The sequence below is a fragment of the Pusillimonas noertemannii genome, from assembly GCF_003096595.1.
Classification (GTDB): domain Bacteria; phylum Pseudomonadota; class Gammaproteobacteria; order Burkholderiales; family Burkholderiaceae_B; genus Pusillimonas; species Pusillimonas noertemannii.
In genome coordinates, this window is the sequence record NZ_QEKO01000002.1 from 1 (window position 1) to 15,790 (window position 15,790).

A 15,790-nucleotide genomic window follows, 5' to 3' on the forward strand; every position below is an offset into this window, starting at 1 on the left:
CAAGGCCTCGTGAAAGGCCCCGCGGCGCACTCATTCCAAGCGCCCACACTTATCGGTTGTTTCGTTGTTAAAGAACAAGGGTCCTGCCCCAACCTTCGCTGCGCTTAACATGTCGCTGCAAGGCGGTTACTGCGTTACTGCAAAGAAACGAGATTATGAAGCAGTTTTTTTGGCTTGTCAAGTTAAGGGTTTTGTGTGGAGCCTTCTGGCCTAGCACCGCAACCGCTTCTTGTACCGCCCTGCTCTACGCTCTCGTCGGGGACCGGAACACCGCCTAATAAAACCGCGTTCCTGACCCGCTTTACAGCGCTTCTCGCCGTCCCGTCTGGCAGCAAACCCAAGGCTTGCTGCAAGCCTGTTTCCCTTGGGGTTAACCCTGAGGGGCGGGCTGCGAAAGAACGTAACTATAGCACAGCATTTTTAGCCCGTGCAACTGGAAAACACCTCAAAATCCTTCCGCCGACCCGCCCTATTTCCCCCTTCCCATCCTAAGCCCTTGATCGGCCATGGGAATCTGTTTTTAACCGGACTGAAATATTTTTTTAGCCGAGAGAAATATTTTTAAAATGGGGTGGAAAACAGTCTGCTCTCACCGAGCTGTCGCCTTCGCATGGAAGAAGTTCTCTCCTATAGATACAAGGGCATATTTCATCGAGCTGAAGCTTTGCGCACCCACGATAGCAGGGCAATTGCCCTCTTCTATAAGTACATGACACCATAGACGCCATGCGCCTCATGGGCGATGATAGGCCGGCACGAACGCACAACGGCAAGGGCGCCATTCGCGCGGGCCAGGCCCGTCGGCCCCTGGCCAAGTCTTCCCACCCTCTCACCGGAGAGCCCGCATGAACACCGCATTCACGCCCTGGGAGAATCCCATGGGCACCGCAGGATTCGAATTCGTCGAATACGCCGCGCCCGACCCGCAGGCGCTGGGCGAGGTCTTCGAGACCCTGGGTTTCAAGGCCGTCGCACGCCACCGCCATAAAGATGTCACGCTTTATCGGCAGGGCGGCATCAATTTCATCGTCAACGCCGAGCCGCATTCTTTCGCCCAACGCTTTGCCCGCCTGCACGGCCCCTCGGTGTGCGCGATTGCCTTTCGGGTCGAGAACGCCGCCCAGGCCTACCACCGGGCGCTCGAACTGGGCGCCTGGGGCATCGATTCGGGCAGCGGCCCCATGGAACTCAACATTCCCGCCATCAAGGGCGTGGGCGATTCCCTTATCTACCTGGTCGACCGCTGGGCCGGCAAGAACGGCCACGGCGGCATCGGCGACATCAGCATCTACGATGTCGACTTCGAGGCCATCGACCCCTCAACCGCCGACGCCGACATTCATCACCAGGGCGCGGGCCTGCGCGCCATCGACCATCTTACGCACAACGTGCACAAGGGCCGCATGAACGAATGGGCCGAATTCTACGAGCGCCTGTTCAACTTCCGCGAAATACGCTACTTCGACATCGAGGGCAAGGTCACGGGCGTCAAATCCCGCGCCATGACATCCCCCTGCGGCGGCATCCGTATTCCCATCAACGAAGAAGGCACCGAAGAAAAAGGCCAGATCCAGGAATACCTCGACACCTACAAGGGCGAAGGCATCCAGCACATCGCCCTGTCAACCGAAAACATCCACGCCACCGTCGAACAACTGCGCGCCAACGGCGTCAAGTTTCTCGACACGCCCGACACCTATTACGAACTGCTTGACGGCCGCCTGCCCGGCCACGGCGAAGATGTGGCACACCTGCGCGAGAATCGCATCTTGCTTGACGGCGCCCCCGATGGCGGCCTGCTGCTGCAGATATTCACCGAAAACCAGATCGGGCCGATATTTTTCGAGATCATCCAGCGCAAGGGCAACGACGGCTTTGGCGAAGGCAACTTCAAGGCGCTGTTCGAGTCCATCGAGCTCGACCAGATGCGCCGCGGTGTCTTGAAGACACCCAAGGCCGGCTAGCCGGCACAGCCCGCAAGCGCCAATCGCGGAAGCCTTCCACGACCACGGGGGCCGGCCGCCAAGCCATCGGCACAAGTTCCAGACGGGGCCAGCGGCCCTCGATTCATGGCGCTACGCGCCGAACACCGGGTTCAGGGCGGCGCCGGGCATGGGCCGCCGGCCGCGGGTCACCCCAGCATATCGGCAAATTCCTTGCGCAACTTGGCCATCTTGGGTGCAATCACGAACTGGCAATAGCCCTGCTGCGGGTTGCGTTCGTAGTAATTGTGATGAACGGCTTCAGCGGGCCAGAACGGCGCCGCATCCAGCACTTTGGTCACGACAGCGGTGTCCAGCACGGCCTCGACCTGGGCGATGACTTCGCGCGCCACGATCTTCTGGGCCTCTGTCTGGCAAAAAATAACCGAAGCATATTGCGGCCCGACATCTGCGCCCTGGCGATCGGGCGTGGTGGGGTCGTGCGTGGCGAAAAACACCCTTAGCAGGGTGGCAAAATCGATGACGGACGGATCGAAGCGCACACGCACCACTTCGACATGGCCTGTGTCCTTGCCGCACACTTGTTCGTAGCTGGGGTTGTCGACGTGCCCCCCGCTATAGCCCGGGGTCACCTCGAGCACGCCGCGCAGCGATTGCAGCACGCTTTCGGTGCACCAGAAGCATCCCCCACCCAAGACAGCGGTTTCGATGCTGGAGTCTTGCTGTGAACTCATGGCTTTCATCCTATGTATGTAATGGCGTCCGCCGGCTTGCCTGGGGCCACTGGTGACGAGGAGCTGGCCGCCCTGCGGCAAGACATCGAGGCACGCGTGCTGCTTCAGTCAAGTGCGGCCCTGCTGCCGCTTGCTCCTGGCTATTCGACCTTGTCGGCCGGCGAGTCGTTCAAAGACAGTATCCATTGTGCCAGCGCGCGCGCATCGTTGGGGCTGACATGAGCCTGCCGCGGCATGGGCACAGGCCCCCACCGTCCCCGGCTGCCGTTAACGATGCTTTGGGCAAGATAGTCGGCTGCCTCGGGATTGCCGGCGAAGCGCTGGGCAATCGTCGAAAAAGCGGGCCCCACCACCTTGCGATCGACCCGGTGACAGGACATGCAGTTATTGGCCTGGGCCAGCCCAAGGCCGACGGTCTGGCCCGAAACGGGGCCCGCGTAGATGGAAGCGGCGAAAAAAAGCACCGCGCACGGTAAAAAAACAGAACGCACCAACATAATAAATAAGCAACCCTTTTATCCGGCAGCCGGCTTATCGGACAGTGCAGCTGCCGATCACACTCTTCCTGTATTATCGACGATATTTGACCCGACCCACCCGAAGCCATGCTTGTCCATCCTCAATTCGATCCCGTCGCCCTTCAGCTTGGCCCTGTGGCCGTGCACTGGTACGGCCTGATGTATCTGGTGGGCTTCGCCCTGGTCTGGCTGCTGGGCCGATGGCGCATCAATGCGGGCAAGGCCGACCTGACCCTTCGCGACCTTGAAGACCTGATCTTCTACTGCGTGCTGGGCGTGGTGGTGGGCGGGCGGCTGGGCTATGCGCTGTTCTACAAGCCGTCCGAATACCTGGCCAATCCGATCGAGCTGCTGTACGTCTGGCAAGGCGGCATGTCGTTCCATGGCGGGCTGCTGGGCGTCATTACCGTGCTGTGCCTGTTCGCGTACAAGAAAGGCAAGCCCCTGCTGGCCATCGGCGATTTTCTTACACCCCTTATCCCCCTGGGGCTGGCCGCGGGCCGGCTGGGCAATTTCATCAATGGCGAGCTCTGGGGCCGCGCCACCACAATGCCCTGGGGCATGGTGTTTCCGCAAAGCGGCGACAACCTGCCGCGCCATCCCTCGCAGCTTTATGAACTGGGCCTCGAAGGCCTGCTGCTGTTCGTCGTGCTGTGGTGGTTCTCGAACAAGCCTCGGCCCCTGGGCCAGGTCAGCGCCGTGTTCCTGATGGGTTACGGCGCGCTGAGGTTTTTGGTGGAATACACTCGCGAGCCCGATGCCTTCCTGGGCTTGCTGGCCGGCGGCCTGTCGATGGGGCAGCTTCTTTCGCTGCCCATGATCGCCGCCGGCGCGGTCATTTTTCTTTGGAGTGCAAGAAAATCGACCCGTTCATAGTAACCGTCACTGTTTCGGTGCCCGGCTCCAGGGGCACGCGGGCCGACTCATCGGCCGATGCGACCATGGCCATCATGCGCGGTGCGGGCTGGAACGGCATGCCCATGCCGCCCAGGTTGACGCTTTTGATCGAATAAGACTCAAACCCGAACGCCTCGGCGAGGGCCTGGGCGCGGCTCTGGAAAGCCTTGGCGGCGTCGGCGAGCAGCGCCTGCTCTTGCTTGGCGCGGGTTTCGGGCGCAACCGAAAAGCCCATTCCCGCGATCGGCATCCGGTCGCTCAGCTTGGCGGCCAACGCCGAAGCCGCGGCGAAATCAGTGGACTTGAGCACGATTTCGGCACGCCCCCTCCAGTTGGTGATCGCGCCCTTGTCGTCGTTATGCGGCCAAACACGGTAGTTGCCGCTGCGCGACTGCACCTTGCCTTCGGCCCTGGCGTCCTTCATGACGGAGTCAAGCGTATTGGACAAGGCCTTGACCACGGCCTCTTGAGACGGATCGCTGACCTCGGTGGCCAGCGTGATGGTGACCGTGTCCTGAGCCACTTCAGCGAAGGCCTGCGCGTCGAGCGTGGCCTCGGGCATCGGTTTGCGGTGGGCGTCGTGGTCGCCCGGCTCGTGGGCATGGGCCGGAAGTGCCAGGGCCATGGCCAGGCCTGCCACCACGCCCGCTAGCCAACTGTGTTTCTGCTGGAATAAATACATACGGCCTCCTGGGGAGTTGAAAGAGTAGGTATCGTGCGCCCAAACGCGGCGGATCGAGGTGAACCGCGCCACCTTGCCCGGCCAGCGCTTTATTCGGGCCTGATGTCGCCGGCTCGGCGATAAGAGTGATGTTCGCGCTTGTCGCGGTACATGGCAAGGTCGGCGGCGCGCAGCGCGCGATCGAAATCCTCGCGTCCGGCCGCGGTGGCTATGCCCACCGAAACGCTTAGCGGTGTGCCGCCATAGAACTGGTTGTTCAAGTCTATCAGGCGGCGAACGTCGCTCAGGATCACCTCGGCCTCGATCGCCGACATGCCGGGCAGCAGCACCATGAATTCATCGCCGCCGATACGCGCAGCCGAGGCGGGGCGGTCTATGGCCTTGTTCAGCACCTCGCCCATGCGGCGCAGCAAGGCATCGCCGGCGGCGTGTCCCTGCGTGTCGTTGGCCGCCTTGAGGTTGTTGAGGTCGAGGGCAATGAAGGAAACCGGGGCAATGCGCTTGCGCCCCAGGCGGTCAAGCTCGTCGACGAAGAAAGAACGGTTCTTCAATTGCGTGAGGACATCGTGCTGGCCCAGATATTCAAGATAGGCTTCGGCCTTCTTGCGCGCCGTGATGTCTGTAAGCGCCAGCAGTATCAGGTCCCAGTCGGCTTCATGGCCGGCAAACACCGAGAACTGCATATGGATGTGCAGGACGTCGCCTGCGAGCGAGCGGTTGCGCACCTCGCGATGCTGGAACAGCTTTCCTTCCCATAGGTCGATCAGCTGCTCGGCGAACGAAGCCACCATCTCGTCCTCGAAGACTTCGTTCAGGCGTGTGAGCAGGTCGTTGCGGTCTTTGGCCTTGTACATTTGCAAGGTATAGCCGTTGACGTCCAGCACGCGGATCTCGGACATGCAACGTTCGACGAACTCGGGGTGGACATCGAGGAAGGTACGGAAATCAACGATGCCCTGCTCTCGGATTTCGTTGAGCAGGGTCTTGATGCGGCTGAAGTCTTCGACCCACAAAGAGACCGGCGCCTGCTGGAAGAATTCGCGCGCCATGCTCTCGTTCATGAGTGCGTTGCGGCGGGACTGCTGCAGCTCGGTGATGTCTTCTACCGCCACCAGCACCTGGTCCCACCGGCGCTCGCGATCGGGAAGCACGACACCCCTGAGGGCGATGTCGAGGCGCCGGCCGTCAAGCGTGTAGTTGACCGTGGTGCTGCGAAAACTGTCGCCGGTGCTCCATAGTTGCAGCATTTCGGAAGCCAGGCCGTCGAGCGTGTCGTCGCGCATGACCTCGGGAAGCCGGGACATCAATGTTGCGGCCGTGTCGGCCCCATACAGATTCAGCGTCTGGCGATTGACGCGCTGGATGCGTATTGCGCCGGCGCACTGCCGCAGGCGATCGGGGTCTTGCCCCAGCCAGACCTGGAAATCGTGTACCCCTTCGGACCGCCATTGTTCGAAGAGCTCATACAAGGCACTGTAGTCTTCGAGCCATAGCGACATTGGCACGACTTCGAAGAAATCATCGAGACGAAATCCCCGGAGTTGCGGTATGTCCTGCGCATGCAACGGTTCTTTCATGATGTCTACCTTGTGGTGGATCAGCGCAACGATAACACTTCTGCAAAAAAAAGCCCGTCGCGATGGACGAGCTTTTTCAAAAAATGCCCCGCCTGTGCCGTATAGACCGGCATCCCGGAACCGAGGGTTCACGGTGGTCGCCATCAGCCAAGTTTTGGGATCACCAGTTAAGGTGTTCACACCCGCTTGTCAATCCGGCAACCTGTATGCCTAAGCATTGGTTCAAGGAATGTATGGTCAAATCTCGAACACTGCAGGGACAAACTGTGGAGCGCCGCGCCGCAAGGCCGACGCCCCGAATGATTTAGCTTGCGGCCCTGGCGCCACCTTGGCCCAGAGCCTGATCGATCATGTGGTTCATGTCGTCTATTCTACGCTTGAAGTCACCGACAGCCACGTCGCCAAGCGGACCATCGGGCGCGCGCATGGCCAGCATTTCGGCCGCGATCTGAATGGCAGCCATGACTGCGATTCGCTCGTTGCTAGAAATTTTACCAGACCCTTTGACGCGCAGCATGCGCTGGTCGACAAGGTGCACGGCCTCGAGCAGCGCCTGTTTTTCGGGCGCGGCACAAGCCAGCGAATAATCGCGGCCGAGGATGGAGACATCGATACGTTCCATGCGGGTTTACTCCTGGGGCGCGCCGGGCAGGCGCATCAATACAGCGTCGATGCGCTGCTGGGCAGCAAGGGCGGCGGTACGCAGGCGGCCGGACTCTTCTTGGCTGACCTGCAGGCTTTGCCGGACCGTTTCGCAGTCGGCGAGATGCCGCGCCGCTTCAGCGCGCAGCTGCGCCTCGGCGGCTTCAGCCTGGCTGCGCAGGGCCTCGAGCTGGCTGGCATGCCCGCGCGCCTGTTCGATCGCCTCTTGCTGCGCGGATTGTTCGCGCGAGATCTGGTCGCGCAAGGCATTGCGCTCTTGTTCGAGGCTGGTGATGCGGGCTTGCAGCGAGACACGGTCGGACTGCATCCGCTGGACGAGCTGCACCAGTTGCCCGATACGGGCAGAGAGGGAATCGAGATCTTGCAACATGGGCGTTATCGTAAACCATCCCGCATCAAGCTGGAAAGGGGAAAAGAGGGAAAACCCTCGAACAAGGGGAAATCAGGGTTTTCAGCAGGCATCGGGTCGATTACCATGCAGCACCTTCGCTTGGCGGGAGACAAGGCAGACATGCAGGTCAGAAACAAGCAGGATTTCGGCGCGGGCGTCATGTTCGCCGTCATCGGTGCCCTGGCATCGCTGGGTGCCCTCAAGTATGACATGGGTACGGCGCGCGACATGGGCCCCGGCTACTTCCCCTTCTGGCTGGGTATATGCCTGGCCGTACTTGGGGCCTCGATCGCGCTGCGGGCGTTATCCGTCCGGGCCCCCATCAGCAAGCTCGACCCCACCGACTGGAAGACCGTGGCCATACTTCTCGGCTCGGTTGCCTTGTCGGCCGCGCTGCTCAATATCCTGGGCATTTTCCTTACGGTCTTCATCCTGGTGCTGCTCAGCAGCATGGCCAGCCATCTCTTCAACTGGAAGGTGGCGGCCATTACGGGTGCCGGCCTGGCCGTCTTCGTATGGCTCGCCTTCATCAAGGCGCTGGGCCTGGTCTTTCCGCTCTGGCCCTCGGTGCTCAGCCAATAGGCGCCTCCCCTTTCCTTCTCTTGCGCAATAGTCCTCATGGAACTCTTTGAACACTTGATGTTGGGATTTTCGGTGGCCCTGACCCTGGAAAACCTGGTTTACTGCCTGCTGGGCTGCCTGCTGGGCACCCTCATCGGCGTGCTGCCCGGCATCGGGCCCCTGCCCACCATCGCCATGCTCTTGCCCATTACCTATGTGCTGCCCCCGGTGGCGGGGCTAATCATGCTGGCCGGCATCTACTACGGCGCCCAATATGGCGGCTCTACCACCGCCATCCTGGTCGCCCTGCCGGGCGAAACCTCTTCTGTGGTCACTGTGCTGGACGGGCACCAGATGGCCCGCAAGGGCCGCGCCGGCGCCGCCCTGTCCATTGCCGCACTGGGGTCGTTCTTCGCCGGCTGCGTGGCCACGATTGTACTGGCGGGCTTTGCGCCCCCGCTTGCCGAGATTGCCTTCAAGTTCGGGGCGGCCGAGTATTTCTCGCTGATGGTGCTGGGGCTGATCGGCGCCGTGGTGCTTGCCTCGGGCTCCCTGCCCAAGGCCATTTGCATGATTCTGCTCGGCCTGCTGCTGGGCATGATAGGCACCGACGTGAACTCCGGCGTGGCCCGTTTCGACCTGGGCATACCCGAACTGCAGGACGGCATTGATTTCGCCGTAGTGGCCATGGGCGTGTTCGGGCTGGCCGAAATCCTCGCCAATCTCGAACTCAAGGACAAGCGCACCGAGATCACCAGCAAGGTGGGCACGCTGTATCCCAATAAGCAAGAATTCAAAGAGGCCTGGCCCGCCTCTGTGCGCGGCACGGCCATGGGCGCGGCTCTGGGCGTGCTGCCGGGCGGCGGTGCCATACTGTCTTCGTTCGCCTCGTACACGCTCGAAAAAAAGCTTTCCAGCTCGCCCGAACGCTTCGGACAAGGCCACCCGGCCGGCCTGGCGGGCCCCGAATCAGCCAACAACGCGGCAGCCCAGACCTCGTTCATACCCTTGCTGACCCTGGGCATACCCGGCAACGCCGTGACCGCCTTGATGCTGGGCGCCATGACCATTCACAACATCCAGCCGGGGCCGCGCGTAATGACCTCTCATCCTGATCTGTTCTGGGGGCTGATCGTATCGATGTGGATAGGCAACCTGATGCTGGTCGTGCTCAACCTGCCGCTGGTGGGAATATGGATCAAGCTGCTGAAAGTGCCCTACCGCATCCTGTTCCCCGCAATACTGGTGTTTTGCACCATCGGCGTCTACTCGCTCAATTACAACACCTTCGACATCTGGATGCTGGCCGTCTTCGGCCTGGTGGGCTATGTCTGGATGAAGCTGCGCTGCGAGGGCGCCCCGCTGCTTCTGGGCCTGGTGCTGGGCCCCATGATGGAAGAGAATTTCCGGCGCGCGCTATTGCTTTCGCGCGGCGAATACACCACCTTTATCACCCGTCCGTTGTCGCTCACGCTGCTGCTGCTGGCTTTGGCATTGGTTATTATCGTGGCTTTGCCGGTCATCCGTAAGAAACGCGAGGAAACCTTCGCCGAAAACGACTGATGCCGCATTGAAACAGGAGCAAGCCATGACGTCGATAGCCGTAAAGCAGTACATGCACGCCGAACCTCAAGACGTCGCCTTTCTGGGCCTGGGGGTGATGGGCTATCCGATGGCCGGCCACCTGGCCCGCGCCGGGCATCGCGTAACGGTCTACAACCGCAGCGAATCCAAGGCGAAGCAGTGGGTGGATGAATTCGGCGGCCGCCGGGCCGCCACGCCCGCCGAGGCCGCGCGCGGCGCGGGCATGGTGCTGTGCTGCGTGGGCAACGACGATGATCTGCGCAGCGTCGTCCTGGGACCGGACGGCGCCCTGGCGGGCATGGCGCGGGGCAGCCTGTTCATCGATCACACCACGGCCTCGGCACAGGTGGCGCGCGAACTCAATCAATTGGCGGGCGAACGCGGCGTCGGCTTCATCGACGCCCCCGTGTCGGGCGGCCAGGCCGGCGCGCAAAATGGTGTTCTTACCATCATGTGCGGCGGCGACGCCGATGCCTTCGAGCAGGCCCGGCCCGTGCTGCACTGTTTCGCGCAGGCCGTCACCCTGCTGGGCGGGACGGGTTCGGGGCAATTGTGCAAGATGGTCAACCAGATCTGCGTCGCGGGCGTGGTGCAGGGCCTGGCCGAAGCCATTGCATTTGGCCAGGCCGCCGGCCTTGACATGAACGAGGTCGTCAAGGTGATCGGCAAGGGGGCCGCGCAAAGCTGGCAGCTCGACAACCGCGGGGCGACGATGATCGAGGGCAGGTTCGACTTCGGCTTTGCGGTGGACTGGATGCGCAAGGACCTTGGGCTGGTGCTTGACGAAGCCGGCCGCAACGGCGCGCGGCTGCCCGTTACTGCACTGATCGACCAATTTTATGGCGACGTGCAGCAAATGGGCGGCAACCGCTGGGATACCTCGAGCCTGATCGCCCGCTTGCAGCAGAAAGGCAAATAGGCCTGCGGCGTTCAGCTTGCCGGGCGGGCCCTTCGCTGCACCGGCATGGCTTCGCGGGTATCGCCGCCCACGGCGAAGCGCTCGGCCTGGGGCCGCGCAAGCTGCTTGGCTTCAGCCTGCGCTTTTTCGGGCCCGTTGCGCTGCGTGTGTCCGCGTTGGCGCAGATAGCGGGTTTCGTGGCTGCGCCGGAAAAGAATGCCGGCCAGTTCGTTGAGCGCCTGGGTGTAGACGTCGCGCTTGAACTCGATGACGGCGTCGAGCGGAACCCAGTAGTGGCTCCAGCGCCAGGCATCGAATTCGGGATGGCGGGTCGCGCGCAAGCTGACGTCGGAATCGCGCCCTATCATGCGAAGCAGGAACCAGATCTGCTTCTGTCCTTTGTATATGCCGCGAGAATCGCGCCGGATGAAACCGCTCGGCACGTTGTAACGCAGCCAATCCCGTGTACGTCCCAGTATGCGCACATGCTCGGGCAACAGGCCCACTTCTTCGTGGAGCTCGCGGTACATGGCCTGCACCGGGCTTTCGCCGTACTTGATGCCACCTTGGGGAAACTGCCACGCGTGCTCGCGGATGCGCTTGCCCCAGAACACCTCGTTTTTGTTGTTTACGAGGATAATGCCGACATTGGGACGGTAGCCTTCACGGTCTAGCATAGGCCACCCCAATAGATTTAATACAATTACTCCCGATTATACGTATCTGCAGAGATCCACACCATGCGCGCATCCAATTATCACATCAACACCCTCAAGGAAGCCCCTTCCGAGGCCGAGGTCGCCAGTCATCAGCTGATGACGCGGGCCGGCATGATCCGCAAGGTGGCCGGAGGCATTTATACCTATATGCCGATGGGGTTGAAGGTGCTGCGCAAGATCGAAAACATCGTGCGCCAGGAGATGGATGCAGCAGGCGCCATCGAGCTGCTGATGCCCGTCGTGCAGCCGGCTGAACTCTGGATGGAATCCGGCCGCTGGGAGCAATACGGCCCCGAGTTGCTGCGCATCAAAGACAGGCATGGCCGCGACTTCGTGCTGCAGCCCACCTCCGAAGAAGTCATTACCGACATCGTGCGCAATGAAATACACAGCTGGCGCCAGCTGCCGCGCAATTTCTATCACATCCAGACAAAGTTCCGCGACGAGCGCCGGCCGCGCTTCGGCCTGATGCGCGGGCGCGAGTTCACCATGAAGGACGCCTATTCCTTCGACCGCGACGAAGCCAGCGCCCAGAGCAGCTACGACGCCATGTATGACGCCTACACGCGCATCTTCCAGCGCCTGGGCCTCGAGTTTCGCGCCGTGGCGGCCGATACGGGCTCGATCGGCGGATCTCGCAGCCATGAGTTCCAGGTTATCGCCGACACCGGCGAAGACCTCATCGTCTATAACCCCGACACGCAATACGCAGCCAATATCGAGCTGGCCGATGCACCCGGCCTCATCCAGCACCGCGCCGAGGCCACCCAGCCACTGCAAAAAACAGCCACGCCCAATGCGTCCAAATGCGAGCTCGTGGCCGAACTGCTCGGCGTGCCGCTCGACCGCACGGTCAAGTCCATCGTGCTGGCCGCCGACGACCCGGACGCGCCCGGCCAAAGCCGCATCTGGCTGCTGCTGGTACGTGGCGACCACGAACTCAACGAGGTCAAGGTCGGCAAGCTTCCCGGACTGGAACAGGGCTATCGCCTTGCCACCGAAGACGAAATCAAGTCGGCCTTCGGCTGCCCGCCGGGCTACCTGGGGCCCGTACAGACGGCACGGCCGGTACAGATCGTCGCCGATCGCACCGTGGCCAACATGAGCGACTTCATCTGCGGCGCCAATGACGAAGGCTTCCACCTTACCGGCGTCAACTGGGGCCGCGACCTGCCCGAGCCCGCCGTGGCCGATCTGCGCAACGTGGTCGCCGGCGACCCGGACCCGCAGGGCGGGCGCCTTGCCATACAACGAGGCATCGAGGTGGGCCACATCTTCTTCCTGGGCGACAAATACTCCAAGGCGCTGAACGCCACCTATCTCGACACCGATGGCAAGCCCGCCGTGCTGCAAATGGGCTGCTACGGCATCGGCATCAGCCGCATATCGGCCGCGGCCATTGAACAGAATCACGACGACAAGGGCATTGTGTGGCCGCGCGCCATTGCTCCTTTCGAGGTTGTGGTCTGCCCCATGGGCTGGAGCAAAAGTGAAACAGTGCGCAACGCGGCCGAAACGCTCTATGAACAGCTGCGGCAAGAAGGCGTGGACGTAATTCTGGATGACCGCGACGCCAGGCCCGGCGTCATGTTTGCCGACTGGGAGCTCATCGGCGTGCCCCTGCGCGTCACGGTCGGAGAACGGGGCCTGAACGAGGGAATTGTGGAACTCCAGCAACGCAGCACGGGTCAGACAGAAAAAATACCTGCCGACAGCGCCCTTTCCCAGGTGCTGGAGCGATTAAAATCGCTGGCATGATTCAACTCGCTCCGGCTCCATGATTCGACATACCGCAGCCGGCCGGCCATAAAGCCGGCCCTGTCACACTGCCTAACGAACCCATGTCAACAGAAACACCAGGTTCCTTGTCCACGCTGGATATTCGCGTATATTACGAAGACACCGACGCCGCCGGCGTCGTGTTCTATGCCAACTATCTCAAGTTTTTCGAAAGGGGCCGAACCGAGTGGCTGCGTCGCCTGGGTGTGAATCAAAGCGAACTTGCCGCGCGCGACCAGCGCATGTTCGTGGTTAAAAGCGCGCAACTGCAATACATCAGGCCCGCCCGCTTCGACGACCTGGTCACCATCCAAAGCCGCATTACCCGGCTTGGCCGGGCCTCGATCGATTTCGCCCAGGTTGCAACGACACGTGGAACGACCCTGTGCGAAAGCACAGTGGAAGTCTGCTGCGTGGACACGCTCACTTTCCGGCCGGCGGGTCTTCCCGCATCCCTCAGAACCCTACTGCAAAAGGTCCAGGACTAACCATGCAAGCCCCCACCAGCGATATCTCGCTGCTCTCCTTACTGATGGACGCCAGCTTCCCCGTACAGCTGGTGATGCTGATTCTGGTGGCCATCTCCGTTCTTTCATGGACATACATCTTCGCCAAGCGCGCAGCGCTCAGGCGCGCCCAGACCCAGACCCGCCGTTTTGAAGACGACTTCTGGGCCGGCGGCGACCTGACCGTGCTGCAGCAGTCCATTGCGGGGCGCCGCGCCGAGCACGGCGCCCTGGCCCGTATCTTCGACGCGGGCATGACCGAGTTCCTGAAGGCGCGCCGCAGCGCGACCGGCTCGGGCGAAGCCATGCTCGACGGCCCCCGCCGTGCCATGCGGGCCACTTATCAGCGCGAAATGGACAGCCTTGAATCCCATCTGAACTTCCTTGCCTCGGCGGGTTCGGTCAGCCCCTATATCGGCCTGTTGGGAACGGTGTGGGGAATCATGCACGCTTTCATCGGTCTATCCAGCATGCAGCAGGCCACGCTGGCCGCCGTGGCGCCCGGCATCGCCGAGGCGCTCATCGCAACGGCCATCGGCCTGTTTGCCGCCATTCCGGCCGTGGTAGCCTACAACCGCTACACGAACGAAATCGACCGGCTGTCCATCCGCTTCGACAGCTTCATCGATGAATTCCTGAACATCTTGCAACGCCAGGTACGCTGATGCCCTCCATACGTGGATCTTCCCGCCGCTCCGGCCGCCGCCTGCAAAACGAGATCAACGTCGTTCCCTATATCGACGTCATGCTGGTGCTGCTGGTCATTTTCATGGTCACCGCGCCCATGATCACGCCAGGGCTCATCGATCTGCCCACGGTCGGCCAGGCCAGCGAGGTTCCTGTCGAACCCGTCGAAGTCCAGATCGAAGAAGACGGCTCGATGTCCGTGCGTACACGGCGCGCCGGCGAAGAGTTCCAGAAAATCGCACCCGAGCAGCTCGTCGGCGAAATCCAGTCCCGCATCACGCCTGAGACGCCGGTGGTGCTTGCCGCCGATGGCAAGGTTCCCTACGAGACAGTCATGAAGGCCATGGACCAACTGCGCTCCAACGGCATTACGCGGCTGGGCCTGCTGGTGGATCAAAGCGCCGCCCCCGACGACCAAAAACGATGACCCAGCCCTTCCGTCCGAAGCCCGGGGCCGGTTCAGGGAAACCCTCCCATCGCTCGGCCCAGCAAGCCGCACGCACGCCCGAACAAGAAGACGAGCGTCGCGGGCTGGCTTATGCGCTGGCAGCGCACGCGGCGATCGCGGCCGTCATGCTGGTCGGTTTCCTCACGGCCTCGCCCAGCAATCCCAACCCGGTGCAGATCGAGCTCTGGGCCGACGGCAATACGCTGGCCGCCGCCGAACCCGAAACAGAGCCCGACAGCGTAGAGCAGCCTGAACCGCAGGCGGAACAGCCTGCCGAGCCCGAGCCCCAACCTGCCCCGCAGCCGGAGCCCGAACCAGAACCTCAGCCAGAGCCTGAACCCGCGCCGCAGGCCGAACCTCCCCCTCCGCCCGAGGTCGACCCGGATATTGCCCTCGAGAAGGCCCGCGAAGAGAAAAAGAAACGCGAAGAGGAAGAGCGCCGGCTGGCCGAACAGAAGGCGGCCGAAGAAAAAGCGGCCGCCGAGAAGGCTGCTGCCGAGAAGGCCGCGGCTGAAAAGGCAGCGGCAGAGAAAGCCGCAGCCGAGAAAAAGGCCGCTGAAAAGAAAGCCGCCGAAGAAAAGGCCGCCGCAGAGAAAAAAGCCGCCGAGGAAAAAGCCGCAGCCGAAAAGGCGGCGGCTGAGAAAGCTGCCGCAGAAAAAGCAGCGGCCGAGAAAAAGGCCGCTGAGAAGAAAGCCGCGGAAGAGAAGGCCGCCGCAGAAAAAGCGGCTGCCGAGAAAGCCGAAGCCGAAAAGAAAGCCGCCGCGGAAAAAGCGGCCGCCGCCAAGAAAGCCGCCGCCGAGAAAAAAGCCAAGGAAGAACAGGCCAAGCGTGACGCCATACGCGCGGCAATGCGGGGCGACGCCCTGGGCGCCTCGGGCATTGCCGGCGGCACCGCCGACCGCAATCAGTCGGGCGGCGGAGGCACCGACTCGGGCTACGCCGCCCTGGTGCGCAAGTGCATTCGGGATGGCGTCGTCTACCCCACCCCGCCCCGCAGCGGCTCGAACCCGACAGTACAATATAGGGCCAATCTGGACAGCAGTGGACATGTGACCGGAGTCCGCATATTGCGCTCTTCCGGCATACCCGCGTTTGACCGGGCCGTCGAGTCGGGTATACGGGGCTGCAATCCCTTCCCCAAACCGCCAACGGGCAAGTATCCTTCGTATGTCGACGGAAACTACCTGATGTATGACCAATAGG

Annotated in this window: 17 protein-coding genes and 1 other RNA gene; 10 read left to right on the forward strand and 8 right to left on the reverse strand. The window is 62.1% G+C overall.

What is annotated here, in order from left to right:
• The first annotated feature begins 845 nt into the window (after window positions 1-845).
• Complete coding sequence (hppD, locus tag C7440_RS07090) at window positions 846-1,964, forward strand: 4-hydroxyphenylpyruvate dioxygenase (protein WP_116517994.1); 1,119 nt, start codon at window positions 846-848, stop codon at window positions 1,962-1,964.
• Between the two features lie 167 nt (window positions 1,965-2,131).
• Here hppD and msrA read toward each other — a convergent pair whose 3' ends face one another.
• Together msrA and C7440_RS07100 are read right to left on the reverse strand one after the other, a co-directional pair.
• Window positions 2,132-2,677 carry a peptide-methionine (S)-S-oxide reductase MsrA gene (gene msrA, locus C7440_RS07095; RefSeq protein WP_026068114.1) on the reverse strand — a complete coding sequence of 182 codons (546 nt, stop codon included), beginning with the start codon at window positions 2,675-2,677 and terminating at the stop codon, window positions 2,132-2,134.
• Between the two features lie 140 nt (window positions 2,678-2,817).
• Window positions 2,818-3,141, reverse strand: coding sequence for a c-type cytochrome (locus C7440_RS07100; RefSeq protein WP_026068113.1), 324 nt, complete (start codon window positions 3,139-3,141; stop codon window positions 2,818-2,820).
• Window positions 3,142-3,282: 141 nt separating this feature from the next.
• Here C7440_RS07100 and lgt point away from each other — a divergent pair, with 141 nt between their 5' ends.
• A complete protein-coding gene (lgt, locus tag C7440_RS07105) occupies window positions 3,283-4,071 on the forward strand; it encodes a prolipoprotein diacylglyceryl transferase (RefSeq protein ID WP_017525305.1) in 789 nt (262 codons plus the stop codon).
• Here the strand turns inward: lgt and C7440_RS07110 are convergent.
• The 5 genes from C7440_RS07110 to C7440_RS07130 all read right to left on the reverse strand — a co-directional run bounded on the left by C7440_RS07110 (window position 4,031) and on the right by C7440_RS07130 (window position 7,384).
• Window positions 4,031-4,774, reverse strand: a complete 744-nt coding sequence (locus C7440_RS07110; RefSeq protein WP_017525304.1) for an SIMPL domain-containing protein — start codon at window positions 4,772-4,774, stop codon at window positions 4,031-4,033. The two genes, lgt and C7440_RS07110, sit on opposite strands and share 41 nt — an antisense overlap.
• A gap of 89 nt (window positions 4,775-4,863) precedes the next feature.
• Window positions 4,864-6,351, reverse strand: coding sequence for a sensor domain-containing diguanylate cyclase (locus tag C7440_RS07115; RefSeq protein WP_051019304.1), 1,488 nt, complete (start codon window positions 6,349-6,351; stop codon window positions 4,864-4,866).
• A gap of 81 nt (window positions 6,352-6,432) precedes the next feature.
• A non-coding RNA gene (ssrS, locus tag C7440_RS07120) (6S RNA) lies at window positions 6,433-6,614 on the reverse strand.
• Between the two features lie 41 nt (window positions 6,615-6,655).
• Entirely contained in the window at window positions 6,656-6,973 is a 318-nt protein-coding gene (locus C7440_RS07125) for a cell division protein ZapA (protein WP_017525302.1), read from the reverse strand.
• A gap of 6 nt (window positions 6,974-6,979) precedes the next feature.
• The gene (locus C7440_RS07130) at window positions 6,980-7,384 is read right to left on the reverse strand and encodes a hypothetical protein (RefSeq protein ID WP_017525301.1); all 405 of its coding nucleotides are present in this window, start codon (window positions 7,382-7,384) and stop codon (window positions 6,980-6,982) included.
• 141 nt (window positions 7,385-7,525) lie between these two features.
• On the opposite strand from C7440_RS07130, the gene C7440_RS07135 reads away from it, so the two are divergent.
• Genes C7440_RS07135 through C7440_RS07145 form a run of 3 tightly spaced genes read left to right on the forward strand, consistent with a single transcriptional unit; the run spans window position 7,526 to window position 10,469 of the window.
• Entirely contained in the window at window positions 7,526-7,987 is a 462-nt protein-coding gene (locus tag C7440_RS07135) for a tripartite tricarboxylate transporter TctB family protein (RefSeq protein ID WP_026068111.1), read from the forward strand.
• Between the two features lie 36 nt (window positions 7,988-8,023).
• Window positions 8,024-9,529, forward strand: coding sequence for a tripartite tricarboxylate transporter permease (locus tag C7440_RS07140; protein WP_026068110.1), 1,506 nt, complete (start codon window positions 8,024-8,026; stop codon window positions 9,527-9,529).
• Window positions 9,530-9,554: 25 nt separating this feature from the next.
• Window positions 9,555-10,469: an NAD(P)-dependent oxidoreductase gene (locus C7440_RS07145; protein WP_116517995.1), complete on the forward strand. Its 915-nt coding sequence runs from the start codon at window positions 9,555-9,557 to the stop codon at window positions 10,467-10,469.
• An 11-nt stretch (window positions 10,470-10,480) separates the two neighbouring features.
• On the opposite strand, the gene C7440_RS07150 is transcribed toward C7440_RS07145, so the two are convergent.
• The gene (locus C7440_RS07150; protein WP_017525297.1) at window positions 10,481-11,125 is read right to left on the reverse strand and encodes an RNA pyrophosphohydrolase; all 645 of its coding nucleotides are present in this window, start codon (window positions 11,123-11,125) and stop codon (window positions 10,481-10,483) included.
• A 63-nt stretch (window positions 11,126-11,188) separates the two neighbouring features.
• On the opposite strand from C7440_RS07150, the gene C7440_RS07155 reads away from it, so the two are divergent.
• The 5 genes from C7440_RS07155 (at window position 11,189) to tolA (ending at window position 15,789) form a co-directional block, all read left to right on the forward strand.
• On the forward strand, window positions 11,189-12,925 hold the full coding sequence (locus C7440_RS07155; RefSeq protein ID WP_017525296.1) for a proline--tRNA ligase: 1,737 nt from the start codon (window positions 11,189-11,191) through the stop codon (window positions 12,923-12,925).
• Between the two features lie 83 nt (window positions 12,926-13,008).
• Window positions 13,009-13,434 carry a tol-pal system-associated acyl-CoA thioesterase gene (gene ybgC, locus C7440_RS07160; RefSeq protein ID WP_026068109.1) on the forward strand — a complete coding sequence of 142 codons (426 nt, stop codon included), beginning with the start codon at window positions 13,009-13,011 and terminating at the stop codon, window positions 13,432-13,434.
• 2 nt (window positions 13,435-13,436) lie between these two features.
• Window positions 13,437-14,117 carry a protein TolQ gene (tolQ, locus tag C7440_RS07165; RefSeq protein ID WP_017525294.1) on the forward strand — a complete coding sequence of 227 codons (681 nt, stop codon included), beginning with the start codon at window positions 13,437-13,439 and terminating at the stop codon, window positions 14,115-14,117.
• A complete protein-coding gene (gene tolR / locus C7440_RS07170) occupies window positions 14,117-14,566 on the forward strand; it encodes a protein TolR (protein ID WP_017525293.1) in 450 nt (149 codons plus the stop codon). Before tolQ ends, tolR begins: the two co-directional genes overlap by 1 nt.
• On the forward strand, window positions 14,563-15,789 hold the full coding sequence (gene tolA, locus C7440_RS07175) for a cell envelope integrity protein TolA (RefSeq protein ID WP_116517996.1): 1,227 nt from the start codon (window positions 14,563-14,565) through the stop codon (window positions 15,787-15,789). Before tolR ends, tolA begins: the two co-directional genes overlap by 4 nt.
• Window position 15,790 lies beyond the last annotated feature (1 nt).